Origin of the sequence: Marinobacter nauticus ATCC 49840 (assembly GCF_000284615.1) — a bacterium.
GTDB classification, from domain to species: Bacteria; Pseudomonadota; Gammaproteobacteria; order Pseudomonadales; family Oleiphilaceae; genus Marinobacter; species Marinobacter nauticus.
Genome location: NC_017067.1, coordinates 903,964 through 928,713, shown reverse-complemented (window position 1 = coordinate 928,713; position 24,750 = coordinate 903,964). Strand labels below are relative to the sequence as shown.

The 24,750-nt window shown below is 57.9% G+C and carries 24 protein-coding genes and 2 tRNA genes; 14 read left to right on the top strand and 12 right to left on the bottom strand.

Going from position 1 to position 24,750, the window contains the following annotated elements; genetic code table 11:
* Positions 1 to 34: 34 nt before the first annotated feature.
* From MARHY_RS04275 to MARHY_RS04250, 6 genes are read right to left on the bottom strand one after another with little or no spacing between them, the layout of a single operon-like run.
* The gene (locus MARHY_RS04275) at positions 35 to 460 is read right to left on the bottom strand and encodes a secondary thiamine-phosphate synthase enzyme YjbQ (protein ID WP_014420709.1); all 426 of its coding nucleotides are present in this window, start codon (positions 458 to 460) and stop codon (positions 35 to 37) included.
* Positions 461 to 478: 18 nt separating this feature from the next.
* Entirely contained in the window at positions 479 to 1,546 is a 1,068-nt protein-coding gene (locus MARHY_RS04270) for a succinylglutamate desuccinylase/aspartoacylase family protein (protein ID WP_011785815.1), read from the bottom strand.
* 6 nt (positions 1,547 to 1,552) lie between these two features.
* Positions 1,553 to 2,458 carry a 30S ribosomal protein S6--L-glutamate ligase gene (rimK, locus tag MARHY_RS04265; protein WP_011785816.1) on the bottom strand — a complete coding sequence of 302 codons (906 nt, stop codon included), beginning with the start codon at positions 2,456 to 2,458 and terminating at the stop codon, positions 1,553 to 1,555.
* A 2-nt stretch (positions 2,459 to 2,460) separates the two neighbouring features.
* Positions 2,461 to 2,952, bottom strand: coding sequence for an ATP-dependent zinc protease family protein (locus tag MARHY_RS04260; RefSeq protein ID WP_011785817.1), 492 nt, complete (start codon positions 2,950 to 2,952; stop codon positions 2,461 to 2,463).
* Positions 2,933 to 3,820 (bottom strand): mechanosensitive ion channel family protein, encoded by an 888-nt coding sequence (locus tag MARHY_RS04255; protein WP_014420708.1) that lies wholly within the window; start codon positions 3,818 to 3,820, stop codon positions 2,933 to 2,935. The genes MARHY_RS04260 and MARHY_RS04255 overlap by 20 nt, the downstream gene beginning before the upstream one ends.
* Positions 3,821 to 3,840: 20 nt before the next feature.
* On the bottom strand, positions 3,841 to 4,653 hold the full coding sequence (locus tag MARHY_RS04250) for a DUF432 domain-containing protein (RefSeq protein WP_014420707.1): 813 nt from the start codon (positions 4,651 to 4,653) through the stop codon (positions 3,841 to 3,843).
* Positions 4,654 to 4,804: 151 nt separating this feature from the next.
* Here MARHY_RS04250 and phrB point away from each other — a divergent pair, with 151 nt between their 5' ends.
* On the top strand, positions 4,805 to 6,196 hold the full coding sequence (gene phrB / locus MARHY_RS04245) for a deoxyribodipyrimidine photo-lyase (protein ID WP_014420706.1): 1,392 nt from the start codon (positions 4,805 to 4,807) through the stop codon (positions 6,194 to 6,196).
* Between the two features lie 10 nt (positions 6,197 to 6,206).
* Here the strand turns inward: phrB and MARHY_RS04240 are convergent, their stop codons facing one another.
* From MARHY_RS04240 to hemA, 4 genes are read right to left on the bottom strand one after another with little or no spacing between them, the layout of a single operon-like run.
* Positions 6,207 to 6,953: a HesA/MoeB/ThiF family protein gene (locus MARHY_RS04240; protein ID WP_014420705.1), complete on the bottom strand. Its 747-nt coding sequence runs from the start codon at positions 6,951 to 6,953 to the stop codon at positions 6,207 to 6,209.
* Between the two features lie 11 nt (positions 6,954 to 6,964).
* Entirely contained in the window at positions 6,965 to 7,822 is an 858-nt protein-coding gene (gene prmC, locus MARHY_RS04235; protein WP_014420704.1) for a peptide chain release factor N(5)-glutamine methyltransferase, read from the bottom strand.
* Entirely contained in the window at positions 7,809 to 8,900 is a 1,092-nt protein-coding gene (gene prfA, locus MARHY_RS04230; protein WP_014420703.1) for a peptide chain release factor 1, read from the bottom strand. Before prfA ends, prmC begins: the two co-directional genes overlap by 14 nt.
* The gene (gene hemA / locus MARHY_RS04225; RefSeq protein WP_014420702.1) at positions 8,897 to 10,186 is read right to left on the bottom strand and encodes a glutamyl-tRNA reductase; all 1,290 of its coding nucleotides are present in this window, start codon (positions 10,184 to 10,186) and stop codon (positions 8,897 to 8,899) included. The genes prfA and hemA overlap by 4 nt, the downstream gene beginning before the upstream one ends.
* A gap of 234 nt (positions 10,187 to 10,420) precedes the next feature.
* Here hemA and MARHY_RS04220 point away from each other — a divergent pair, with 234 nt between their 5' ends.
* From MARHY_RS04220 to MARHY_RS04180, 9 genes are all read left to right on the top strand, one after another.
* The gene (locus tag MARHY_RS04220) at positions 10,421 to 12,178 is read left to right on the top strand and encodes a tetratricopeptide repeat protein (RefSeq protein ID WP_014420701.1); all 1,758 of its coding nucleotides are present in this window, start codon (positions 10,421 to 10,423) and stop codon (positions 12,176 to 12,178) included.
* Positions 12,175 to 12,801, top strand: coding sequence for a lipoprotein insertase outer membrane protein LolB (gene lolB / locus MARHY_RS04215; protein ID WP_011785826.1), 627 nt, complete (start codon positions 12,175 to 12,177; stop codon positions 12,799 to 12,801). The genes MARHY_RS04220 and lolB overlap by 4 nt, the downstream gene beginning before the upstream one ends.
* Positions 12,802 to 12,804: 3 nt before the next feature.
* Complete coding sequence (ispE, locus tag MARHY_RS04210; RefSeq protein WP_014420700.1) at positions 12,805 to 13,668, top strand: 4-(cytidine 5'-diphospho)-2-C-methyl-D-erythritol kinase; 864 nt, start codon at positions 12,805 to 12,807, stop codon at positions 13,666 to 13,668.
* 22 nt (positions 13,669 to 13,690) lie between these two features.
* A tRNA-Gln gene (locus MARHY_RS04205) sits at positions 13,691 to 13,765 on the top strand.
* A gap of 52 nt (positions 13,766 to 13,817) precedes the next feature.
* The gene (locus MARHY_RS04200; RefSeq protein WP_011785828.1) at positions 13,818 to 14,768 is read left to right on the top strand and encodes a ribose-phosphate diphosphokinase; all 951 of its coding nucleotides are present in this window, start codon (positions 13,818 to 13,820) and stop codon (positions 14,766 to 14,768) included.
* Between the two features lie 165 nt (positions 14,769 to 14,933).
* On the top strand, positions 14,934 to 15,572 hold the full coding sequence (locus MARHY_RS04195) for a 50S ribosomal protein L25/general stress protein Ctc (RefSeq protein WP_011785829.1): 639 nt from the start codon (positions 14,934 to 14,936) through the stop codon (positions 15,570 to 15,572).
* Positions 15,573 to 15,593: 21 nt separating this feature from the next.
* Entirely contained in the window at positions 15,594 to 16,184 is a 591-nt protein-coding gene (gene pth / locus MARHY_RS04190; RefSeq protein WP_014420698.1) for an aminoacyl-tRNA hydrolase, read from the top strand.
* Between the two features lie 83 nt (positions 16,185 to 16,267).
* A complete protein-coding gene (ychF, locus tag MARHY_RS04185) occupies positions 16,268 to 17,359 on the top strand; it encodes a redox-regulated ATPase YchF (protein ID WP_014420697.1) in 1,092 nt (363 codons plus the stop codon).
* A 91-nt stretch (positions 17,360 to 17,450) separates the two neighbouring features.
* Positions 17,451 to 17,527: transfer RNA gene (locus MARHY_RS04180), tRNA-Met, on the top strand.
* A 471-nt stretch (positions 17,528 to 17,998) separates the two neighbouring features.
* On the opposite strand, the gene MARHY_RS04175 is transcribed toward MARHY_RS04180, so the two are convergent.
* Entirely contained in the window at positions 17,999 to 18,871 is an 873-nt protein-coding gene (locus MARHY_RS04175) for a transporter substrate-binding domain-containing protein (protein ID WP_226374398.1), read from the bottom strand.
* Between the two features lie 25 nt (positions 18,872 to 18,896).
* On the bottom strand, positions 18,897 to 19,598 hold the full coding sequence (locus tag MARHY_RS04170) for a transporter substrate-binding domain-containing protein (protein ID WP_014420694.1): 702 nt from the start codon (positions 19,596 to 19,598) through the stop codon (positions 18,897 to 18,899).
* Between the two features lie 117 nt (positions 19,599 to 19,715).
* Here MARHY_RS04170 and MARHY_RS04165 point away from each other — a divergent pair, with 117 nt between their 5' ends.
* The 4 genes from MARHY_RS04165 to MARHY_RS04150 all read left to right on the top strand — a co-directional run bounded on the left by MARHY_RS04165 (position 19,716) and on the right by MARHY_RS04150 (position 24,714).
* The gene (locus MARHY_RS04165) at positions 19,716 to 20,912 is read left to right on the top strand and encodes a serine hydrolase domain-containing protein (protein WP_041654581.1); all 1,197 of its coding nucleotides are present in this window, start codon (positions 19,716 to 19,718) and stop codon (positions 20,910 to 20,912) included.
* A gap of 117 nt (positions 20,913 to 21,029) precedes the next feature.
* Positions 21,030 to 22,307 (top strand): O-acetylhomoserine aminocarboxypropyltransferase/cysteine synthase family protein, encoded by a 1,278-nt coding sequence (locus MARHY_RS04160; protein ID WP_014420692.1) that lies wholly within the window; start codon positions 21,030 to 21,032, stop codon positions 22,305 to 22,307.
* A 130-nt stretch (positions 22,308 to 22,437) separates the two neighbouring features.
* Entirely contained in the window at positions 22,438 to 23,484 is a 1,047-nt protein-coding gene (gene lipA / locus MARHY_RS04155; protein ID WP_011785836.1) for a lipoyl synthase, read from the top strand.
* 9 nt (positions 23,485 to 23,493) lie between these two features.
* Positions 23,494 to 24,714, top strand: a complete 1,221-nt coding sequence (locus MARHY_RS04150; protein ID WP_014420691.1) for a methyl-accepting chemotaxis protein — start codon at positions 23,494 to 23,496, stop codon at positions 24,712 to 24,714.
* Positions 24,715 to 24,750: the final 36 nt, after the last annotated feature.

Genomic DNA, 24,750 nt, shown 5'->3' with positions numbered 1-24,750 from the left:
TGGCGCCGGGTTCCTCGACACAGCCTCAGCTGCCTCACCAACGCCCCTGTAATGTCGCCACAATTTTACGGCCACCGGCATGATTCCGGTGTTCGCAAAGGTAGATGCCCTGCCAGGTACCGAGAGCCAAATGGCCGTGGCTGATGGGGATGGTCAGCGACGGCCCGATGATCACGCTTTTGATGTGGGAGGTGGTGTCATCCGGGCCTTCCAGGGTGTGCTCGTAATAGTCGGCGTGTTCCGGCACCATCACATTGAAGTGACGCTCCAGATCGCCACGTACGTCCGGGTCGGCGTTCTCATTGATGGCAAGAGAAGCGGAGGTATGCTGAATGAACAGATTCAGCAACCCCACTTCGCAGTTCGTCAGTTCCGGCGCCTGGGCCAGGATTTCGTTGGTCACCAGGTTAAATCCCCTGGGCAGCGGGGCCAGCTCAATAGTGTTCTGGTGCCAGATCATACGTGCTCCAACAGTCGGTTATTTCTGAAGTTCATCCCAGGGGTGTACCGGCACCACGGCTTCTTCCGACATCTCGCTCTCGAAGGAACTGCGGAAGTAGTCCATGGCCTTCTCGGCCTCACCCAACTCATCAAACCGCGCCACGTGGTAGATGGCCTCACCTTCGTTCACCAAGGGCAGGTTGTTCACACAGATGACGATCCCGGAACAGGGTGAAGTAATAGCCACTTCAGTCTCGCCAAAGGGATCGGCTACCATGGCCAGCCGCTGCCCTTTGCGGACCTTCTGGCCCAGCCTGGCCACCGGCCGCATGATACCGTCGATGTCTGCCCGCACCCACTGCGAATTGGCCGCCGTTTCCGAACGCTTTTTCGGCGCCTTGGGGCCTTTCTTGGCCGGCACCATTTCCAATTCCCTCATTACCCGGATAATGCCCTTCACGCCGCTGGCAATGACGACATCGTCAAAGCGCAGGGCTTCGCCGCCTTCAAAAGTAATGACCGGAATATCCAGTGAATCGGCGTAGGCACGCAGGCTGCCTTCGCGCAGACCGGCATTGATAATGATCGGCGCTCCAAAGGCTTCAGCCATGCGGGAAGTTTCCGGGTTTTTCAGCTCGGCGCGGATCTGCGGCAGGTTGAACCGGTGAATGGCGCCGGTATGCAGATCGATAATGTGGGTGACGCTTTCCATGATCTGGGTGCGCAACAGATAGGCAATACGCCCGCCCAGAGAACCACTCTCTGAGCCCGGGAAACAGCGGTTCAGATCCCGCCGGTCCGGCAGGTAGCGGGTACGCTGCACGAACCCGAAGATATTGACAATCGGGACCGCCACCAGGGTGCCCCTCAGGTGCCGCAGCGCGGAGTTCTTCAATACACGGCGGACGATTTCAACACCGTTGATCTCATCGCCGTGGATGGCGCCACAGACCATCAATACCGGGCCATCCCGGCGGCCGTGTACCACTTCCACCGGAATATGCAGCGGGGTATGGGTGTAGAGTTTTGCCACCGGGACTTCCACGGTCTCCCGGGTACCGGCTTTCACCTCTACGCCGGCAATCTCAAACGGAGCTCTGGCCATGCCTTCTTATCCCCTGCCCCGGGTTTTGGTTTTCCAGGGTTTATAGTTCTTTTCGGTCCAGTTGATGATCATGCCCGCCACGTTCTTTCCGGTGGCATTTTCAATACCCTCCAGGCCAGGCGAGGAATTTACTTCCATCACCAACGGACCTCGGCTCGAACGCAGCAGGTCCACGCCGGCGACGTTCAGGCCCATGGCTTTGGCGGCAGTAATGGCAGTTCGGCGCTCTTCCGGAGTAATTCTCACCAGCGAGGCGGTGCCACCGCGGTGCAGATTGGAGCGGAATTCGCCTTCAGCGCCCTGGCGTTTCATGGCAGCAATAACCTTGTCGCCGATCACAAAGCAGCGAATATCGGCGCCACCAGCTTCCTTGATGAACTCCTGCACCAGAATATCGGCTTTCAGGCCCATAAAGGCCTCGATCACGCTTTCTGCCGCCTTGCGGGTTTCCGCCAGCACCACGCCGATGCCCTGGGTGCCCTGCAGCAGTTTGATGACCACCGGAGCCCCCCCCACCATTTTCAGCAATTCCGGCACGTTGTCCGGTTTATTGGCAAAACCGGTCACCGGCATGCCGACACCTTTGCGAGCCAGCAACTGTAAAGAGCGCAGCTTGTCGCGCGAACGGGTAATGGCAACCGATTCATTCACCGGAAACACGCCCATCATCTCAAACTGCCTGAGCACCGCAGTGCCGTAAAACGTGACCGAGGCACCAATGCGGGGAATCACAACATCAAAATCTTCCAGCACCTCTTCGTGGTAGTGGATTTTCGGATCGGCAGAGGTGATGTTCATGGAGCAGTGCAGGCAGTCGATGACCTTCACTTCGTGGCCACGGTTAATGCCTTCCTCCACCAGACGCCGGGTCGAATACAGGTGACGGTTTCGGGACAGTACCGCAATTTTCATAGTCAGGTCCTTGGTGCCGGCTCGCCGGCAAGATAAGAAGCTTCGGGGTAAATCGTTGAGCGTCCCGCCATGGCGGTGCGCCCAAGTAACATCCGGAACCGCATGGAGTCCCGGTTGGTCAGTGTCATTTCAATGGGCCAGCTCTGGTCGCCCAGGACCAGCGTGGTTTCAATCACCAGGCGTTGTTCCTTGTGGCCACCGGAATCCGATACCGTGCGCTCATCCAGCACCCGGGCATCGCATTCCACCACATGGTGCAGGTCGTTCTGAACCGGGTGCACCCAGAACTTCACACGACGTTCGCCGTTTTCGGTATAGGGCTCGGTTCGGAACGTGTGCAGACAGGATGTCCTGGCGCCAGTATCCACCTTGGCCTTGATACGCTGGATATCAAGATCAGGCAGCGCCACCCATTCCCGCCACCCCAGACTAACCTTGTTCTCCGCGGCTTTCGGGGGAGTGGTTTTAATGGCTTCAGGTTTTATTGTCGACATCCGGTAATTCCTTTTCTTGCTGTTGTTCCGACCCGACCAGCTGTATGCGGAAAGGTTCGGAATGACTGCCGGCGTAGACACTGGTGTGAGGAAACGGTATTTCAATACCAGCCCCGTCCAGTGCTTTCTTGATAGCGATCATCATGCCGCCTTTACCTTCCAGGAAATCCTCCCGGGCCACCCAGAAGGAAAACTGGAGATCCACAGACGAAGGCCCGAAACCGGTCACCAGCACAAATGGCCGGGGCTCTTCCAGGCAATGCGGATTGGTCTCCGCCAGCCCGAGCAACAGATCCCGCACCCGCTCCACATCTTCAGCGTAGGCGATACCGATCACCAAATCGATCCGCCGGATCGGAAACCGGGACCGGTTCACCACCCGGGTTTTGATCAGGGTTTCATTGGGGATACGCACATACAGGTTGTCCGGTGTTCTCAGCTTTACACTGAGCAGATCAATCGCCACCACCTCACCAATGGTGGCATCCGCTTCGATGACATCGCCTATCTCAAACGGACGCTCCATCACCAGAAACAGGCCACTGATGATGTTGGAAGCCGATGTCTGCGAAGCAAAGCCAATGGCTACCGTGAGAATACCGGCCGCCCCCAGCACCACTTCCAGTGAAAACCCGGCTTCCCGCAGCGCTGCGATAGCAAACAGTACGAAAATCACATAGAACACCAGGCGCCGGATGAGCACCTGGTGGTGCCGTGAAGTGCGGCTTTCGACCAGCCGCCCGACGCTCCGGGCCAGCATGGTACCCAGGAAGATACCCAGCACCAGCAAAAATCCCGCCGCCAGCCACTGCCCCCAGGCAATGCCACTGATCAATTGAATAAACGTAGCCTCAATAGCCTCAATCAACAGAGTTGCTCCTGATTCTGTCAGCCAAACATTCGGTCAAACGCCCGCACCAGGCGGCGCCCTTTGGCCAGCTTTTCCCGGGGCGGCGCCACCAGTTGGCATTGACCGGCACAGGCGGGTACCGACTGTTCAATATTCAGGCTGGCAGAGTTCATATCGGTTTCACACTCTACCGTGACACCCGGCGTCCACAGCTGTCCACGCTCGTTACGATAAAGGGCCAGCAATGGCGTGGGCAGGCTGAACCTTTCCAGCAGCAGTGCCTGCTCACGGCGATTGATGATGGTCACCGGAGTAACGGCCCGCCAGGGACGTTTCGGCACCGCCTCAAGTGCCAGACGACCAAACGTGGAGGAAGCGTAGCAAAGCTCTCCCTCCATGGTGTTACGGCCAAGCCAGGTCATGGAGGGCACGGCCAGCGGGATCTCGGTCAGCTCTGTTTGCCCATCGCCTACACACACTTTCATCCACAAGGATGTTCCCACGTAAAGCAAACAGCGCCCACCGGCAGGAATGGTTAAAGGCTGGAATGGCCGTATAACCGTGGGACGACAGCCCATAGCGGGGTTGAAGCGGACGATACCTTGATCATCCATACGCACAAAACGCTGCACCGGAATATCAGCGGATGGCACGGTATGGCCCAGGGTTTCCTGCCAATGCAGGGGATCGGAATGAATATCCAGCTTCTCCTCACGCACCTGCCACTCAAGATCCAGCAGGGTAATCCAGACCCGGGTATGTCCAAGCTGATGTTGCTGTGTCTGGCCGGATGCCAGTTGATAGGGGTGCGCCCAGACACCTTCGCGCTGGCTTTCGGTTTGCTCGGTCATGCCTGCGAAACGGCTCCTTGTTGTCAGCGTGATTCGGTGGCGGCTGGTTTTAACTATAATCCAATCCGGTAGTTGCAGCGAATATACAAGCCTATGATTTTTTGGGTTGTATTTACCCTTATATGCACCCGTCAACGACCTGGATGACCCGATGACACAACTGGTGTGGTTCCGTAACGACCTTCGGCTTGCCGACAACCCTGCCCTGACGGCCGCGTGCCAGTCAGGAGAACCGGTGCGCGCGTGTTTTGTAGTCACCCCTCAGCAATGGCAGGAACACGACTGGTCTGCCGCCCGGGTACGCTTTGTTCTTGAACACGCCAACGCCCTGGCCCGGGAACTGGCTGAGCTTGGCGTTCCACTGACATTCCTGAACGCCGAGCGTTTTTCGGATGGCAGCGATGCACTGCTGCAGTTCTGCAAGGACAGTGACATTGCCGACGTCCATTTCAACGAGGAGTACGGCATTAACGAACGCCGCAGGGATAAAGCACTGCGCGATCGCCTGGTGGATTTCGGCATCCGGGTGAGCAAGTACCGGGATCAGACCGTCGCCCCGGTCGGCCAGATTCTGACCCAGCAGAACGAACCCTACTCGGTGTTTACGCCTTTCTCCCGTCGTTGGCGCAGTTGGATAGAGGAAACACGGCCCACTCTGCACCCCAGGCCCGCCGCGATCGGCAACGCGGTCAAACCCGAACAGACCGACACCCTGCCTGCGCCGTTCAGAGCGGCACCGGAGCCGCTGGTACCGACGGGAGAGGATGCCGCTCACGAGCAGCTGGAAGCGTTTCTGGCGGATCGCGCCAAGGACTACAAAGATAACCGGGACTTCCCGGCGCTGGATGGCACCAGCCAGCTCTCCCCCTACCTGGCCAATGGCGTGCTCTCCGGGCGCCAGTGCCTGATTGCGGCAAAGCAATCCGGCCTTTCCGGGGAAGGCGTGGAAACCTGGATCAATGAAATCGCCTGGCGGGATTTCTACATCCATATCCTTTATCACTACCCGCGGGTGAGTATGGGGCGTGCGTTCAAGGAGGAAACCGAGGCTCTGGCCTGGAATACGCCGGGCGAGCATTTCGAAGCCTGGAAGGAAGGCCGCACGGGTATCCCTATTGTGGATGCAGCCATGCGCCAGTTGAAAGCCACCGGCTGGATGCACAATCGCCTGCGGATGATCACTGCCATGTTCCTCACCAAGAACCTGTTTATCGACTGGCGGCTTGGTGAAGCCTGGTTTATGCAGAATCTGGTGGATGGCTTTCTGGCGTCGAACAACGGTGGCTGGCAGTGGAGTGCCTCAACGGGTACCGATGCTGCGCCCTACTTTCGGGTGTTCAATCCGGTGACCCAGAGTGAGCGGTTTGATCCTAAGGGGGAGTTTATTCGGAACTGGGTGCCGGAGCTGGCAAAGCTCGACAACAAGCGGATTCATGACCCTTCCAGGGGTGGTGTTATCCCAAAAGGCTACCCCAGACCCATTGTCGATCTGAAAGAGTCCCGTAAAGAGGCCATTGCCAGGTTTCAGGCGCTAAAGGACTGATCATTTGGCGTTAGCCTGCGCATACGGAGCAGTCTGGATCTTTTGCGAGTTTCATTTCTCGCCACTCCATTTGCCAGGCGTCGAGTAGGAGCAAGCGACCGACAAGCGGCCTGCCTACCTCTGAGATTACTTTTATTGCTTCCATGGCCTGAGCCGAGCCGATCATGCCGACTAACGGAGCGATGACGCCGGCTTCTGAGCAGGTCAGGTCTTCGTTGCCCTGTTCAGGATACAGGCAATGGTAACAAGGACTTTCTGGGTGGCGGGGATCGTAAACAGAAAGCTGGCCTTCACCTCTTATTGCAGCCCCCGAAACCAGGGGCACTTTCGAGGAAACCGAAGCCCGGTTCAGGGCGAACCGGGTATTGAAGTTGTCCGTGCAGTCCAGCACCAGTGTGGATTCGCTCACCAACTGGCGCAAATCATCACCATCCACCCGGCGATTCACCGCATTAACGGTAATCTCCGGATTGATCGCCCTCACCCGCTCGGCCAGACGCTCGGCTTTTGAATTGCCCAGCCAGCTTTGCTCAAAGGCTATCTGGCGCTGCAGATTTGCCAGCTCGATCTGGTCATCGTCAACCAGAGTCAGGTGGCCAATACCTGCGGCGCCCAGGTAGAGGGCCACAGGACAACCCAGGCCGCCGGCGCCAATAACCAGTACGTGGGCGGCTTTGAGTTTTTCCTGGCCGGCGATGTCGAACCGGGGCATCAGGATTTGCCGGCTGTAGCGGAGGAGTTCTTCGTCGCTGAGCATAGTTGTTCTCGCTATTGGTCGCTGGCCGGTTTTCGGGCCAGGGTCATGCGATCATTGCCGCCGTAATCTTTGCGGGTTTCCATGTTGCGCCATCCGGCTTTGGCAAACAAATCCCGTACAGCGCTGCCCTGGTCGTAGCCATGCTCCAGCAGCATCCAGCCATTGGGGTTGAGCCAGTTCAGTCCTTCGGTCACCAGCAGACGAATATCGTCCAGGCCGTCGTCTCCAGCCACAAGGGCAGACTCGGGCTCGAAGCGCACATCGCCTTCCCTTAAATGACGGTCGCTGGCCGGTATATACGGTGGGTTGGAAATCAGAAGATCGAAAGTACCGGCGGGAATCTGGTCAAACCAGTGGCTCTTTACCACGGTAATGGGCAGCCCCAGGCTCTGGCTGTTTTCCCGGGCCAGGGCGACCGCGTCTTCAACACGGTCACTGGCCATAACCTGCCAACCCGGCTGTTCACTGGCCAGCGCCAGCGCGATAGCACCGGTTCCGGTGCCGAGGTCCAGCACGCTTGCCCTGGCAGGTAATTCCAGCGACAACGCCGCCTCTACCACGCACTCCGTGTCTGGCCGGGGGATCAGGGTGGACGGACTGACTTTCAGAGGTAAAGACCAGAACTCCTGCTCACCCAGCAGATAGGCAACGGGTTGGCCGCTGGCACGCTCGCCCACCAACTCGAAAAACCGCTCTGCCTGCTCCACCGGCACGTCCCGCTCCGGCCACGCCCGGAAACTGGTGCGGGTCAGGCCGGTGATATGGCTCAACAGGAGTTCGGCATCCAGCCTGGGAGATTCACCGCCAATCCGGCCTGCCGCTTCCCTCAGCAGGGCCTCACAGGTGAGCGAACATTCACTGCTGTTCATTGGCCATGTCTGCCAGCAATTCCGCCTGATGTTCCTGCTGCAAGGGAACCACCACGGCGTCCAGATCTCCGGCAATGACTTCGTCGAGCTTGTACAGAGTAAGGTTGATACGATGATCCGTTACCCGGCCCTGGGGGAAGTTGTAGGTGCGGATACGTTCGGAACGATCACCGCTGCCCACCAGGCTCTTGCGGGTTTCCGCCACGCTCTTCTGCTGCTTTTCCAGCTCGGCATTCTGAAGGCGGGAGGCCAGCAGGCTCAGGGCCTTGGCACGGTTCTTGTGCTGGGAACGCTCTTCCTGACATTCCACCACAATGCCCGTGGGCAGGTGGGTGATGCGGATCGCCGAGTCAGTTTTGTTAACGTGCTGACCACCGGCACCGGAGGAGCGGAAGGTATCCACCCGCAGGTCCGCTTTGTTGATCTCGACTGCTTCGGCTTCGTCGGCCTCCGGCATCACGGCAACCGTGCAGGCCGAGGTGTGAATGCGGCCCTGGGATTCGGTTTCCGGCACCCGCTGCACCCGGTGCGCACCGGATTCAAATTTCAGGGTGCCATAAACGCCATCGCCAGAGAGGCGGGCGATGATTTCCTTGAAACCGCCGTGCTCCCCTTCATTTTCGCTGAGCACCTCGACCTGCCACCGGCGTTTCTCGGCATAGCGGGAATACATGCGAAACAGGTCGCCGGCAAAGATAGCGGCTTCATCGCCCCCGGTGCCGGCACGGATTTCCAGGAACACATTCTTGGTGTCATTGGGGTCTTTGGGCAGCATTAAACGCTGCAATTCTTCGTCCAGCTCTTCACTGCGAGCCCGGGCACTGGCCAGCTCCTCTTCGGCCATTTCCCGCATGTCTGCATCGCCGTCTTTGGCCAGCTCCGTGGCCGCATCGATGTCCTCCAGAGACTGTCGCCAAGCCTGAAAACACTTGACCACCGGTTCAATCTCGGCGAATTCGCGGGACAGGTCCCGGAATTTATCCTGATTGGCAATCACCGATGCATCACTCAGCAACGCGTTCACCTCCTCGAACCGTTCAACAAGCTGTTCGAGGCGGGACTGGATGGATGGTTTCATAGTTTTTCCGTGGTGGTGGGCTCGTCAGCTTCCAGTGCGTCCAGCTGGTAAAGCTCCCTCAGGCATTCGGTCACTTCGGTACGGCCTTCGGCCATCGCCTTGCGTACCTGAACCGAGGGTTGGTGTAGAAGTTTGTTGGTCAGGCCCCGCGCCAGTGAGCGCAGAGCCGTCTCAGGATCAGTACCGTTGCGCAGGGCGCGCAGGGCTTTCTCGGTTTCCGCATCACGCAGCAATTCTGCTCGCTGACGGAACACCTTGAGGGTGGAAACCGCATCCAGGGCACGCAGCTGATCCAGAAAATCCTGAACGCCACTGCTGATCAGATTTTCCGCCTCACGGGCCGCGCCTTCCCGGGAGCGAATATTCTCTTCAATCACCTGACGCAGGTCGTCTACGGTATAGAGGTAGACGTCAGCCAGTGACGCCACTTCCGGTTCAATATCCCGGGGCACGGCAATGTCGACCATGAAATAGGGCCGGTGTTTGCGCTTCTTCAACGCCCTTTCCACCGCGCCTTTGCCCAGAATCGGCAAGGGGCTGGCGGTGGAGGAAATCACGATATCCACATCGGAAAGATGATCCGGAATTTCCGAGAGCAGAATGCCTTTACCTCCGTGGGCTTCTGCCAGCGCCTGGGCCTTCTCCAGTGTACGGTTGGCCACCAGAAAACTGCGCACGCCGGCTTCTGCCAGGTGTCGGGCTACCAGCTCAATGGTTTTCCCGGCACCAATCAGCAGCGCCTTGTTGCGGGACATGTCCGCAAAAATGTGGTGTGCCATGCTGACCGAGGCATAGGCAACCGACACCGGGTTTTCACCGATAGCTGTCTGGGTACGTACACGTTTGGCTACGGAAAAAGTCTGCTCGAACAACCGGGACAGAAAGGAACCGGTGGCGCTGTGCTCCCGTGCCAGCGCATAGGCATCCTTGAGCTGGCCCAGAATCTGCGGTTCGCCCAACACCATGGAGTCCAGGCCGGCGGCCACCCGCATCATATGACGAACCGCGTCGGAATCCCGATGCACATAGAGTACGTTTTCAAGATCGGCCACATCCAGCTCGTGGAAGCCGGCCAGCCAGCGCAGCACTGAGGGGGCGCAGTCATCATCCCCGGCCAGATAAAGCTCCGTCCGGTTGCAGGTGGACAGGATAGCCGCCTCGCTGGCACCGGAGGCAGCACGGAGTTCTGAAAAGGCCTCGGCCATTCGCTCCGGCGTGAACGCCACACGCTCGCGGATCTCCACGGGTGCGGTGCGATGGTTGATTCCCAGCGTTACTAGTGCCATTTGGAGTACAGAAAACCCTGCCCAGATTATGGATAATCACTCGCCATTCTACCGGGGCAACTGCTCAGTCGCCACCCGAAAACCCGTCGCCTTCGGCAAGTGCGGACAGGTTGGGCAAGTTCAGATGCTTATGCCATTATAGGGCCTTGGCCGTGGCCGCAACCCGATCTGCCTCAATTACCGGGCAGAAAACGGTTTTCACAGACCTATCGCCGATAGCACACAGGAAGTTGCATGCAAAAATCCGCACCGTATCTGGTTACCTGCCTGTTGGGACTCACTCTCGCCGCACTTCCGGGCTGCGCCGTATTTTCTGGCACCCCGGAACCCGCCGATGAGGTAACCGGGACCGATACCCCCGCAGCTACCCCGCCTGTCACGCCCATCAACTATGCCGAATTCGAACCGGAAGTGCTTTATCAGCTTCTGTCGGCTGAAGTGGCCGGCCAGCGTGGGCGCTACGATGTCACCCTGGTCAATTACCTCCAGGCTGCGAAAACCTCACGGGACACCGGCGTGATTGAGCGGGCCATGCGGATCGCCCAGTCTCTCAATGCAGACAATGCCCAGCAACAACTGGCTACGCTCTGGCTGGACGTGGACCCCGACAATCTGGAGGCACATCGGATATCGGCCATTCAGGCGGTCAAGCGCCAGAAACTGGAAAACGCCCTGTTCCATATGGAGCAGATCATGGACCAGGGAGAAGACGCGGATTTTGACAGCCTCGCTGCCATGGCCGCGGGACTACCGCCCGCGCAGCAACAGGAGCTGTTGGCGCTTTACAGTCAACTGGCCGTCAAGCACCCGGATAACCCCGAACTGCAGTACAGCATTGCCCTGCTGCAGAAAATAACCGGCACCCCCACGGTCGCCCTCCGGCAGATTAACCAGTTGCTTGAGCAGGCGCCGAACTTCCAGCCCGCCATCATCCTAAAGGGCGATCTGCTCTACCAGACCGGGCAGAAACGTGAGGCCCTGAATTACCTGACCACCAATACCCGGCGCTTCCCGGCCAACCGCCAGATGGGCACCCTCTATGGCCGCATGCTGATCAACGAGGGCGAACTGCAGGCCGCCCAGGACGAATTCGAACGGCTGGTAAAGCGCTATCCGGAGACCCCGGGGCTGAGACTCTCGCACGCCCTGGTCGCCCTGGAAAACCAGCAACCCGCACTGGCCCGGGAGGAACTGACCCGCCTGATCGAGCAGGGCCACCATGAAGACGAAGCCAGCTACTACCTGGGACGCATTGAGGAAGATGCCGGCAATACCGACCAGGCGATCGAGTACTACCAGAGCGTGCAACGGGGAAACTATTTCTTCCCGTCGCTGGCCCGTGCCAGCGAACTGCAGGCCCAGGCCGGCGAACTGGACCAGGCCATTGCCCACATCCAGAACCTGCGCGAGCGAGCCCCTGATCACGCCGAGAAGTTCTGGCTGCTGGAGGTGAATCTGCTGATCGACCAGGAGCGGAATGAGCAAGCCCTTGCCGCAGCCGATGCCGCACTGGAACGCTACCCCAACAACGTTGAACTTCGCTATGCGCGGGCCATGCTGCAGGACACCATGGGAGAACCGGCTGGTGCCGAACAGGATTTGAAAACCATCCTGGAACTGCAACCGGAAAATGCCGTTGCCCTGAACGCCCTGGGCTACATTCTGACGGTGCGCACTGATCGCCTGGATGAAGCCCGCGGCTATATTGAAAAAGCCCTCGCGCTGGATCCGGAGAACCCGGCCATTCTGGACAGCATGGGATGGATACTGTTTCGCCAGGGCGAAACGAATCAGGCCCTCGACTTTCTGGCCCGCGCCTGGGAAGCCTACCCGGACCCGGAAGTAGCGGCACACTATGGCGAAGTCCTGTGGGTAACCGGTAATGAAGAACAGGCACGCATCATCTGGGAAGAAGGACTGGACCAGAACCCGGACCATGAAATTCTTCGGGAAACCATCGACCGGCTGACCAGTGATGGGGCCGACCAATGATCCGAAGACTACTTGGCGTGGCACTGCTAACCGGTGCCATAACCGGCTGTACCACCATCCAGCTGGAACCCTTGCCCGAGGGCATGACCAACCAGCCGCCCGCCGACTGGGCCGAGCGCAGCGACCACCTGAGCCGCTTTGACCAATGGCAACTGAGAGGAAAGCTGGCGGTAAAACAACCCTCAGACAGCGGCACTGCCATTATCAACGGCTGGCGCCAGCAGGGTGAACGCTACGACCTCTCGCTGTCATCCTCATTCCTGGGCATGGGCACAACACGACTCACGGGCGTTCCGGGCTTCATAGAATTAACTCTGGCCAATGGTGAGACCTACCAGTCCTCAGACCCGGAAACCCTGGTGGCCGCCGCTACAGGGTGGAACCTGCCCATCGACAACCTCGCCTGGTGGGTTCGAGGACTGCCGGCGCCGGAGGGTGATTTCCGCCTGCTGTTCGACGAACAGCACCAACTGGCCATCCTGCGGCAGGATGGCTGGGAAATTCGCTATGACCGCTGGCAGCCATTCATTGACAGCCTGCCCGCGCTTCCTGCCCGGATCACAGCCCTGAACGGCGACAAACGGGTACGCGTGGTCATCAGCGAATGGCAACAAGAGGACTGAGTATTGTTAACCCGGATTACCCTGCCCTCGCCCGCCAAACTCAACCTGTTCCTGCATATCGTTGGCCGGCGCCCGGACGGATACCACGAGCTCCAGACCCTGTTCCAGTTTCTGGACTATGGCGACGAACTCACGTTCACACTGACTCCGGAGCAGCCCGGCATACGACTGGCAGAACCCGTACCAGGTGTTCCGGACAGTGACAACCTGGTGATCAGGGCAGCCAAAGCCCTGGCCGCAACCACCGAGAACACGCTCCCCGGCGTTACCATTCACATCCACAAGCGCTTGCCCATGGGCGGCGGCCTGGGTGGCGGCAGCTCCAACGCCGCAACCACCCTGCTTGCAATGAACCGCCTCTGGGAACTGAATCTGGGCGAAGACCAGCTTGCAGAAATCGGCCTGCGCCTGGGCGCCGATGTGCCGGTATTTGTGCGTGGCCATGCAGCCTTTGGCGAGGGTGTCGGCGAAAAGCTGACCCCCACAAACCCGCCGGAAGACTGGTTTGTGGTGCTCAAACCCGAGTGCAACATCAGCACCGGAAAGATTTTTTCAGCCGAAGGGTTGACAAGGGACACACCAAAAATCAAAATACGCCCCGCTTTTGAGGGAGACGCCTCGAGGTACCGAAACGACTGTGAGGATGTAGTTCGAAAACTGTATCCTGAGGTTAACCAGAGCCTGGAGTGGCTTTCACAATTCGGACCTGCAAGATTAACCGGAACCGGGGCTTGCATTTTTGGACGTTTCCCGACAGAATCCGCAGCCCGGATTATCTGGGAAAGCAAACCCTCCGGCATCACGGGGTTCGTAGCTAAAGGGGTGAACCATTCACCTCTGCACAAAAAGCTGACAGAGCTGAAATGATGCCAAAAAAGCACGATGATATTGGGGTGTCGCCAAGTGGTAAGGCAACGGGTTTTGATCCCGTCATGCGCAGGTTCGAATCCTGCCACCCCAGCCACCTTTCTCCCGCTTCTTCTGAATCAAACGCCGATACTGAGAAGGATGCTGTCGTGTCCAAATTGATGATTTTCGCTGGCAATGCCAACCCCGAACTTGCGCGTGACATTGCCAGAAAACTCCATATTCCCATGGGCCAGGCCACTGTAGGCCGCTTCAGCGATGGCGAGACCACCGTTGAAATCAATGAGAATGTTCGTGGTCACGACGTTTTCATTATCCAGCCCACCTGCTACCCCACCAACGACAACCTGATGGAACTGATCGTGATGGCTGACGCCCTGCGTCGTGCATCCGCCACACGAATCACCGCCGTTATTCCTTACTACGGCTACGCCCGTCAGGATCGTCGCGTTCGCTCTACCCGGGTAGCCATCAGCGCCAAAGTGGTCGCCGACATGATCTCCAGCATTGGCGTGGATCGTGTGCTGACTGTAGACCTGCACGCCGACCAGATTCAGGGCTTCTTCGATATCCCGGTGGACAACATCTACGCCACCCCGGTACTGCTTGAAGACATTGAAAAACAGCGGTTCGAGAACTTTGTCGTCGTATCTCCGGACGTAGGCGGCGTTGTCCGCGCCCGCGCTGTTGCCAAGCGTCTGGATGATGCCGACCTGGCCATCATCGACAAGCGTCGCCCCAAGGCCAACGTTTCCCAGGTAATGCACATCATCGGTGACGTCCGCGACAAGACCTGCATCCTGGTGGATGACATCGTCGACACCGCCGGCACACTGTGCAAAGCCGCCAACGCGCTCAAAGAGCACGGCGCCTCCCGCGTGGTTGCCTACATTACTCACCCGGTACTTTCCGGCCCGGCCATCGAGAACATCAACAACTCGGAGCTGGACGAACTGGTGGTGTGCGACACCATCCCGCTGGGTGACAAAGCCAAAAATTGTGATAGAATCCGCCCCCTCAGCATGGCTGGGCTGCTCGCCGAATCCATTCGCCGCGTGAGCAACGAAGAGTCCATCAGTGCCATGTTCGAGAACGTCTGAACAGCCTTATCGCTGTAACCCTCAGACTTAAAGGCAGTTTCCGGGTCGGGAGTCCAACAGGGCTCCCGACTCTTTTAGTCGATCGGAAAACTCCGGTCTTTTTGAAATGCTCATCTGTTCAGAGCCTGGTCGCGGGCCGCTCAGATGACCAACGAGGTAATTACCATGTCTCAGGATTTTGTTATTGAAGCATTTCCTCGTGACGATCAGGGGAAAGGTGCGAGCCGCCGCCTGCGTCGCGAAGAGCGTAAGATTCCGGCCATCATCTACGGTGGCGGCAAAGACGCAACTCCGGTCGCCATCTGGCACAATGAACTGAAAAAGGCCATCGAAAATGAAGCCTTCTTCTCTCACATCCTGACCGTCGACATTCAGGGCAAAAAAGAGAGCGTGATCCTGAAGGATCTGCAGCGTCATCCGTACAAGCCCATCCTGACTCACGCCGACTTCCTGCGCGTTGACAAGGACCACGAGATTCACGTTAACGTACCGCTGCACTTCATCAACGAAGACACAGCTCCGGCCGTGAAACTCCAGGGTGGCATTGTTTCCCACACCATGACCGAAGTTGAAGTGATCTGTCTGCCGCAGAACCTGCCCGAGTTCATCGAAGTCGACCTGAACGAAGTCGAGATGGATCAGGTAGTTCACCTGAGCGACCTGAAACTGCCGAAAGGCGTTAAAGTTGCCGCTCTGCAGCAGGGCGAAGACCACGACCTGCCAGTTGCCTCTATTCACAAGCCGAAAGGCGCCAAGGCGGACGACGCTGAAGGCGAGGAAGGCGAAGAAGGCGGCGAGGAGTAATAACTCCGGGGGCAACGGCGAATGGCACAGGATATTGTCATGGTGGTTGGACTGGGAAATCCCGGTTCCGACTACGAGAATACCCGCCACAACGCCGGCGCCCTGTTCGTCGAAGCGCTGGCCCGCGAAGCGGGTCAGACGCTCCGTCCCGAAAAGAAGTATCACGGGCTATACGCCCGCATTCAGTGGCAGGGCCTGGACCTGCACTTACTGAACCCCAGCACCTTTATGAACCGCAGCGGCATTGCCATCAAGGCCCTGGCGGACTTCTTCAAGATCTCCCCTGAACAGATTCTGGTTGCCCACGACGAGCTTGACCTGCCTCCCGGCACGGCCAAACTCAAGAAAGGCGGCGGCCACGGCGGCCACAACGGGCTGCGCGACACCATCGCCCATCTGGGCACCAACGATTTCCAGCGCCTGCGCCTTGGCATAGGCCACCCCGGCGACAGCCGCAAAGTCACCGGTTTTGTACTGGGCCGACTGGGCAAACAGGAAACCGAACAATTGACCGCCGTGTTTGACGAAGTCATGCGGGTATTACCGGATGCCGCCAGCGGCAAACTGGCTGCCGCCATGAACCGTTTGCACAGCTTCAAACCAACGCCCTGAGCAAGGCACATCCCCTTACTCGCACCCTTACCGATACACCGGTATAATCCGCCCAAATTTTTCAGTTCCAGCAGAGGCATTCCATGGGATTTAACTGCGGCATCGTCGGCCTTCCCAACGTCGGCAAATCCACCCTGTTCAACGCACTGACCAAAGCCGGCATCGGCGCGGAAAACTTCCCGTTCTGCACCATCGAGCCGAACGCCGGCGTGGTGGCCATGCCAGACCCGCGCCTCACCAAACTGGCGGAGATCGTCAAGCCGGAACGGGTGGTGCCCACCACCATGGAGTTCGTCGACATCGCCGGTCTGGTCGCCGGCGCCTCCAAGGGCGAAGGCCTGGGCAACCAGTTCCTGGCCAACATCCGCCAGACCGATGCCATTGCTCACGTGGTGCGCTGCTTTGAAGACGGCAACGTCATCCACGTGGCCAACAAGGTAGATCCCGCTTCCGACATCGAAGTGATCAACACCGAGCTGGCCCTGGCCGATCTCGACACCGTAGAGAAAGCCATCAAACGCGTCCAGCGCGTCGCCAAGAGTGGCGACAAAGAAGCCAAGGCCCAACTGGAAATGTTTGAAAAACTGTTGCCGGTACTGAACGAAGGCAAGCCAGTGCGCAGCATGGGCCTGGACAAAGACCAGATGACACTCATTCGCGAGCTTTGCCTGCTTACCGTCAAACCCACCATGTACATCGCCAACGTGAACGAAGACGGCTTCGAGAACAATCCCCACCTGGACAAGGTGCGTGAGATTGCCGCTTCTGAAAACGCAGTCGTGGTACCCATCTGCAACAAGCTGGAAGCCGAGATCTCTGAACTGGAAGACGAAGAGAAATCCATGTTCCTGGATGAAATGGGCATGGAAGAACCTGGGCTGGACCGTGTGATCCGCGCAGGTTACGGCCTGCTTGGCCTGCAGACGTACTTTACCGCCGGCGTGAAGGAAGTGCGTGCCTGGACCGTCAGAATCGGCGCCACAGCCCCTCAGGCGGCTGGCGTTATCCACACCGACTTCGAACGCGGCTTCATCCGGGCTGAGGTGGTGAGCTACGACGATTTCGTACAGTACAACGGCGAAGCCGGCGCCAAAGATGCCGGCAAATGGCGCCTGGAGGGCAAGGATTACATCGTCAAAGACGGCGATGTTATTCACTTCCGGTTCAACGTGTAATTTTCGGTATTTTTTGGCCGTAAAGCCTTGACAGAATGAGCCCAAATACCGAAAATACGCGCCTCGTTTGGGGCGTGTCCCGAAGCGAAATGGCAAGGTAGCTCAGTTGGTTAGAGCACAGCACTCATAATGCTGGGGTCGGCGGTTCGACTCCGCCCCTTGCTACCAGAATTCAAAGGGTTACAGCTCACGCTGTAGCCCTTTTTTTATGGTTGTCCCCTTTTTGTCCCTCGGTTGCCGACAACAACAACTTGCCGGCTCAACTGCCCCCGAAACACACTGTCAATCACAGTCAGTGAATGCCGGATGAAGAAGCAATTGAGGATGCTTGCGCTCCGAACATAAAGACCAGCTCAGACAGGCGACTGAATTCCTCGTCTGTTAAATCCTAGGAGTTGTCTTTTCGAATCAGCAGCAAGTTCTCAGATAAGAAGTCGTCGTAGTTCAGAATCAGATAGCCGTCATCAGAGGCGGTTATTCGGGGACTGTCATTGGCAGCGGGCAAAAGAACCTGGTGAGCGTCCCCGTTTAAGAGTAACGAGAAAGAAATAAATCCCTTTGGACGACACGCTTGCTTCCAATTCAGAAGTACCAGGCTCCACACTAGAAGATTCTCAACGATACCGCGATGCGAGCTGGCTAGAACCCCAAATACCGGTGCAGCAGCAGCTCCTGATACTGATCAATGTGTTTGCTGTTGATTTCAACGATCCGGCCTTTCGCACTGAGGCGATCAAAGCATTCGTCAAACTGAGTGGCAAGCTCCTCACTTCGGAAAACCATTTTGTAAGGAGTAGGATTGAAAACCGGATAGAATACAAAATCGTCCAGCTCTTTTGGCCAACTCTCCCCAAAACGACGGTCTGAACGGATCCGCCTGTCCAGAGTAGCCACCACAAGACCGTCGGCAAGAATGACATCAACACGGCCCATTAACTGCATCCGGGCGTGGATCGTCTGGTCAGTCACCTCCAGCAACAGCTCAAACTCCTCCACGCGATCAGATAGTCTGAGTATGTCGATTCCATTCTGAAACGTAACCGCCCTTAACCCTGCCAGATCATCAATTGTCGTTATGGGACCAACCACCGACGCGTTATAGAAAGCGCCGTTGTGGTACCAGATATAGGCAGACGTGGAGACCCCCGGTATGTCCAAAGATAGCGGGACGGTCATAACGGCATCGGCGGCACTCAGGTCGCGAAAAGTACGGATGTGGCGACCGAAGGGCTGGTAGACAAATTCGGCTTCCCAGCCGCAGGCCTCCAGCACAGCATTCACCAATTCTACATCTCGGCCAATTTCACCTGGCTCCGACATCCCGGGTATGTCGGGCGCCATGACGATGAGGGGAGCCAATGGAAACGCGTCTGACTTCACTGCACCAGGAATCAACAGCAGGACATAGAAGAGAAAACGGTACAGAGAATCTGATATCAAGGGATAGGCCACCGGTAAGCAGTTTATGCCGCTACCGAATACAGTACTTCTTTTTGAACGATTGCTCCACAAAAAAGGATAGAATCCGGGTCAGCCATTACTCGCGGTCATCATAGGATTCGCAATCACGAATAGCTCTACGGAATTCCGGTGCCAATCGCCCCGCACCGAAGCGGTGTGACACATACAACGAAAGATCTACCCACGCCGCGGTTCGTACGTAGAATGGCTTTTCATACCCCGCCATCAAATGGTCGATAAGAACCGCCGGTAAAACCACGACATCAGCGCGGCCAAGCTTCACCATATCAACGGCCTGCTTCCATTCAGCCACCATGACCGCACTGGCGTTGTCTCCCTGAAGAAACTGGTTGCCTATGAACCGACGCACAAAGGCATAACGCAGGCCGGACACCTGGCGCAAAGGCGGATATTGCTCCAAAAACAGATACACGTATTCGGTCTGGAACAGCCTGCCACCAAAATCGGCATATTGGTCGCGGTCTGCCGTCTGCACAAGAGGCAACCCAATCGCCAATTCTCCCTTCTCCAACTGAAAAAGAATTCTCGCCAGCGGCATCTCAATAAACTGGAAGTTCCCTTCCACCCGATCAAAGACGCAGCGGTAAATGTCGGCAAAGCGGCCAACCAGCGAGCCGTTCTCAACGCCAATTTCCCGCGGAATCCCCTCAAAAACACCGACGGGATAGACGGTTTCGTCAGTTACGGCACCCGATAATGAAGGTATAGTGAGAAAGTAGATTAAAACCGGCGCAAGCCAGTGCGGTATCCTGCCCATGTCAGCTGCTCCCTGCCCGTGCAACTCGAACGGTGGTTTCAGGGTAGTACAGAAATGCCCAGTCTGCTGGCAACACGCTGATGGAACCAACCTCTTCAATACCTGTGCACAGTGACTATGCCAAAACGGAATACCGGAAAATTCGAACCAATCGCTTCTTTCTTTGACACTCATTACCTTCAGCCGGGGAAGCTTCCTGGAATGGTTACCCTGGTAGCCCGGCATGGCGAGATTCTGTGGTGTCACGCCCAGGGCCTGCGGGATGTTGAGAGAAACTTACCGATGAACCGGGACACCCTGTTCCGCGTGTACTCCATGACCAAACCCGTCACCAGCATTGCCATGATGCAGCTGTACGAGCAGGGCAAGTTCCTGCTCAACGACCCGGTCCACAAATACATTCCAGGCTGGCGCAATCTACGCGTCTACAAGGGAGGCCGTTATCCGGATTTCGAGACCGAACCCGCGGCCTCGGTCATGACAATCCGGGATCTGATGACCCACACCTCCGGGCTGACCTATGGCTTCACCGAGCGAACCGAGGTAGATGCCGCCTACCGCAAGCTGAAACTGGATGGCAGTACCATTCTGACTCTGGACAAGCTGGTCGACCGGCTGGCCGAGTTACCTCTGGAGTTCTCTCCCGGCACTGCGTGGAACTATTCTGTGTCCACCGATGTCCTGGGCTACCTGGTTGAGCTGCTCTCCGGCCAATCTCTGGACAGCTACTTTCAGGAGCACATCTTTGCCCCCCTGGGCATGACCGATACCGGATTTCATGTGCGACCAGACCAGCAGGAACGCTTTGCCGCCTGCTACCTGTACCAATCCGGTAATACCATGAAACTTCAGGATGATCCGGAGCGGTCACGCTATCTGAAGGAACCCAAATTCCTGTCGGGTGGCGGCGGGCTGGTGTCCACCATAGATGATTATTTCCGCTTCGCCCAGGCCCTGTGCCAGGGTGGCGAATATCAGAGCCAGCGCATCATCGGCCGCAAAACCCTGGAGTTTATGCGCCTGAACCACCTACCGGGCGGCCAGGATCTCCCTGCCCTGTCTATTGGCGGCTTTACTGAAACACCTTATGCCGGCAGCGGCTTCGGATTAGGGTTCTCGGTCAAAACCGATATCGCCAAATCCGCCACGATTGGTTCGCCGGGAGAATTCGGCTGGGGCGGCCTGGCTAGCACCAGCTTCTTTATCGACCCGGTGGAAGATCTGGTGGTGATTTTCATGACCCAGCTGATGCCGTCTTCGTCCTACCCCATCCGACAGCAGCTCAGAGCTTTGGTATACGGTGTCCTGGACTGACTCCGCGTTCCACCTTATATCGGTATAACCGCTGGAACTGTGCCGAAGCCCGAATGCCTGTGGCATACTCGGCTCCTTAAACCAATAACGAACAATCCACCAGCAAGGAATGTTGTGATGAAACCAGCTACTCTCGCGTTGCACGCCGGCTTCAAGAGCGACCCGACCACCAAGGCCGCCACCACGCCTATTTACCAGACCACGTCTTACACCTTCGACGACACCCAGCATGGTGCCGACCTGTTTGACCTGAAGGTACAGGGCAACATCTATACCCGCATCATGAACCCCACCAACGCGGTTCTGGAAGAGCGTATGGCAGCGCTGGAAGGTGGTATTGGCGCACTGGCAGTAGCGTCCGGCATGGCGGCCATTACCTATGCCCTGCAAACCATCTGCAAGGTGGGCAACAACATTGTCAGCACCAGCCAGCTGTACGGCGGCACCTACAACCTGTTTGCTCACTCGCTGCCGAACCAGGGCATCGAATGCAAGATGGTGCCCCACGATGATTTCGCGGCGGTAGAGAACGCCATCGACGACCAGACCCGAGCCCTGTTCTGTGAATCTATCGGCAACCCGGCCGGTAATGTGGTGGATATCCAGAAGTGGGCCGAGATTGCCCACAGGCACGGCATTCCGCTGATTGTCGATAATACTGTCGCCACGCCGTTTCTGTGCCGCCCGTTCGAGCATGGCGCAGATATCGTGATTCACTCGCTAACCAAGTACATCGGCGGCCACGGCACCACGGTAGCGGGTATTGTGGTGGACTCCGGCAAGTTCGACTGGAAGGCCAGCGCCGACAAGTTCCCGATGATGAACCAGCCCGACCCCTCCTACCATGGCGTGGTTTACACCGAAGCCCTGGGCGAAGCCGCTTTTATCGGCCGCTGTCGGGTGGTACCGCTTCGCAACACCGGCTCCGCCCTGTCGCCGTTCAATTCTTTCCTGATTATGCAGGGGCTGGAAACGCTGGCCCTGCGCATGGAACGCCACTGCGACAACGCCCAGAAGGTTGCCCAGTTCCTACAGGATCATCCCGCCGTGGAATGGGTCAACTACGCCGGCCTGGCGAACAGCCCCTATAAGGCGACCTGCGACAAGATCTGTGACGGTAAGGCCTCCGGCATTCTCAGTTTCGGCATTAAAGGCGGCCGCGAAGCCGGCGCTAAATTCATCGATGCCCTGGATCTGATCCTGCGACTGGTGAACATTGGCGACGCCAAGTCCCTGGCTTGCCATCCGGCCACCACTACCCACCGCCAGCTCAATGCTGACGAGCTGAAAAGTGCGGGGGTCAGCGAAGACCTTGTACGGCTGTCGATCGGCATTGAAGATGCCGACGATATCATCGCCGATATCACTCAGGCCCTGGAAAAATCCCAGGCTTGATATCCCTCAACCGGGTACGACCAAAGTCGTGCCCGGTAACCCCGTGATTGCCCCTACCTGCCTTGTAACTGCCCTGCCTGCCGATTACTCTTAAAGGTTCACCACACCCTTATCCGAGAGTTCCTGGCCAATGAGCGAAAGCGCAAAGCCCCGCATTACCAGTGGTTCCAAATTCCGTAACGAACACGGCTTCTCCGCCATCAAGGACGGCGTCAAGCGTTCATCATCAAACACGGAAGGCAAATCTCTGGAGCGCAAGCCGAAATGGCTGAGGGCGCGCATGCCGGGCGGCGAGCGCTACGATGCCGTGCGCCGGAACGTAACCGAGCACCGCCTGAGCACCGTCTGCCAGGAATCACATTGCCCTAACATTGGCGAATGCTGGACCAACGGCACCGCCACCATCATGGTGATGGGCTCCGTATGCACACGGGCCTGCAAATTCTGCGCGGTCGACACCGGCAACCCTAAAGGCTGGCTTGACCCGGAAGAGCCGGAAAACACCGCCAAGTCTGTGGAACTGATGGGCCTGCGCTACATCGTGCTGACGTCGGTAGACCGTGACGACTTACCCGACGGCGGCGCCGCACATTACGCGGCCTGTGTCTCGGCCATCAAACAGCGTACCCCGGAGGTGGCGGTAGAAGCCCTGACCCCGGACTTTGATGCAGTAATGAGCGACGTGGAAAAAGTGGTGGATTCCGGACTGGACGTTTTCGCCCAGAACGTGGAAACCGTCAAGCGCCTGACCAGTCGTGTGCGAGACCCCCGTGCCGGTTACGAAAAAACCCTGAGCGTACTGGCCCACGCCAAGAAACATCGGCCAGATGTGCTCACCAAGACCAGCCTGATGCTGGGTCTGGGTGAAACCGAAGAGGAAATCCTTGAAACCATGGACGATCTGCGCGCCATTGGTGTGGATATTCTCACCCTGGGCCAGTACCTGCGCCCCACGCCGAACCACCTGCCGGTGGAGCGTTACGTCACCCCGGAAGAATTCAACCGTTACCGCGACATTGGTCTGGAAAAAGGTTTCATGGAAGTGCCGTCCGGCCCCATGGTTCGCTCCAGCTACCGGGCCGACCGGGTATTCGACAAGAACAATCTTGGCCTGAGCGTGCCGGAGGTTCCCGTGCCCGACAAGGCGATGCAGATTCCGGTCAAGGCCGTTGACTGAGAGCTGCCAATGCTGACCCTGTTGCGAAATATCCGGCTGAAGTACAAATTCTGGTTGCTGAATATTCTCGTGTTTGCGGTGCTGTGTCTGCTGGTGCTCTATGCCATGCAGGTGATTGCAGGCCAGACCGAATCCAGCTTCAGCCAGGTTTTTGCAGACACCGCGCCGGGCTTTGCACTGATCGTGGCGGTGCTCATGGCGCTGGAGATGGCCGGTTCCCAGCTGCTGATTTCCTTTATCGAACGCCATGTTAACCGGCTCAAGAACACCATGGTTGCGGTGCAGACCAGCGGCGACCTGAGCCGTCGGGCCGACGTCGACTCCCGGGATGAAATTGGCGAAATGGCCGCTGCCTTCAATGCGATGCAGGATCGTACATCTGATGTCGTTCGCAGTATGAAAACGGCCACCGAGCACCTGCACCAGGAGGTCGAATCTCTCACCCAGCGGGCCGCCGCACGCAGGGACAGCCTCACGCGGCAACAGGAAGGCGCCAACCGCTCAGCCGAATCCGTTGAGGCCATGCTGCAAAGCTTTGTCGGCATTGCCGAACAGGCAGGCATTGCCAAAACACTGTCAACAGAAGCCCGGGAAACTGCGGTAAATGGCAGCCAACGGGTCAGCCAGAGCGCCGACAGCATTCGCAGGCTGGCGAGTGTGGTTCGCCAGTCTGCTGGCAGCGTACAGTCACTGGCCGAAAACAGCCATGAGATTGGCCAGACCATTACCGAAATCAAGGGCATTGCCGAGCAAACCAACCTGCTGGCCCTCAATGCCGCCATAGAAGCCGCCCGCGCGGGCGAACAGGGCCGGGGCTTTGCGGTGGTTGCCGAAGAAGTCCGTAACCTGGCGCGCCGGGTTCAGGACTCCACCGACCAGATCCAGACCACCCTGGATCGCCTGTTGGCCTCCATGAATACCGCTGTCGAACAGATGACGGGGAGCTCAGACGACGCCGAGCGATGCGTGGAAGAATCCGAGAAGGGGCGCCAGGCCCTGGAAGCCATTAACGAGGTGGTCGGTCGTATCGACCGGACCAATCAGGAAATCGCGGATATGTCTGCCGAACAGACCGCCGATACCGATCAGGTTCTGACCAATGTTCAGGACATCCGGGAGACTACCCGGAACATGGTTGTCCAGCTCTCGGAAAGCGCGGATATGACGCAACGTCTGGAGCAACTGATCCGTTCACTGGAAGAAGCCTCGGCAAAGGTCACAGTTCGCTGAGGTTTGTGGCACACTCTGCACTCGTTTTTGACTGCA

Coding starts and splice junctions, on each gene's coding strand:
- MARHY_RS04275 (WP_014420709.1), bottom strand. CDS start 460: ATGATCTGGCACCAGAACACTATTGAGCTGGCCCCGCTGCCCAGGGGA.
- MARHY_RS04270 (WP_011785815.1), bottom strand. CDS start 1,546: ATGGCCAGAGCTCCGTTTGAGATTGCCGGCGTAGAGGTGAAAGCCGGT.
- rimK (WP_011785816.1), bottom strand. CDS start 2,458: ATGAAAATTGCGGTACTGTCCCGAAACCGTCACCTGTATTCGACCCGG.
- MARHY_RS04260 (WP_011785817.1), bottom strand. CDS start 2,952: ATGTCGACAATAAAACCTGAAGCCATTAAAACCACTCCCCCGAAAGCC.
- MARHY_RS04250 (WP_014420707.1), bottom strand. CDS start 4,653: ATGACCGAGCAAACCGAAAGCCAGCGCGAAGGTGTCTGGGCGCACCCC.
- phrB (WP_014420706.1), top strand. CDS start 4,805: ATGACACAACTGGTGTGGTTCCGTAACGACCTTCGGCTTGCCGACAAC.
- MARHY_RS04240 (WP_014420705.1), bottom strand. CDS start 6,953: ATGCTCAGCGACGAAGAACTCCTCCGCTACAGCCGGCAAATCCTGATG.
- prmC (WP_014420704.1), bottom strand. CDS start 7,822: ATGAACAGCAGTGAATGTTCGCTCACCTGTGAGGCCCTGCTGAGGGAA.
- prfA (WP_014420703.1), bottom strand. CDS start 8,900: ATGAAACCATCCATCCAGTCCCGCCTCGAACAGCTTGTTGAACGGTTC.
- hemA (WP_014420702.1), bottom strand. CDS start 10,186: ATGGCACTAGTAACGCTGGGAATCAACCATCGCACCGCACCCGTGGAG.
- MARHY_RS04220 (WP_014420701.1), top strand. CDS start 10,421: ATGCAAAAATCCGCACCGTATCTGGTTACCTGCCTGTTGGGACTCACT.
- lolB (WP_011785826.1), top strand. CDS start 12,175: ATGATCCGAAGACTACTTGGCGTGGCACTGCTAACCGGTGCCATAACC.
- MARHY_RS04195 (WP_011785829.1), top strand. CDS start 14,934: ATGTCTCAGGATTTTGTTATTGAAGCATTTCCTCGTGACGATCAGGGG.
- pth (WP_014420698.1), top strand. CDS start 15,594: ATGGCACAGGATATTGTCATGGTGGTTGGACTGGGAAATCCCGGTTCC.
- ychF (WP_014420697.1), top strand. CDS start 16,268: ATGGGATTTAACTGCGGCATCGTCGGCCTTCCCAACGTCGGCAAATCC.
- MARHY_RS04170 (WP_014420694.1), bottom strand. CDS start 19,598: ATGGGCAGGATACCGCACTGGCTTGCGCCGGTTTTAATCTACTTTCTC.
- MARHY_RS04165 (WP_041654581.1), top strand. CDS start 19,716: ATGCCAAAACGGAATACCGGAAAATTCGAACCAATCGCTTCTTTCTTT.
- MARHY_RS04160 (WP_014420692.1), top strand. CDS start 21,030: ATGAAACCAGCTACTCTCGCGTTGCACGCCGGCTTCAAGAGCGACCCG.
- lipA (WP_011785836.1), top strand. CDS start 22,438: ATGAGCGAAAGCGCAAAGCCCCGCATTACCAGTGGTTCCAAATTCCGT.
- MARHY_RS04150 (WP_014420691.1), top strand. CDS start 23,494: ATGCTGACCCTGTTGCGAAATATCCGGCTGAAGTACAAATTCTGGTTG.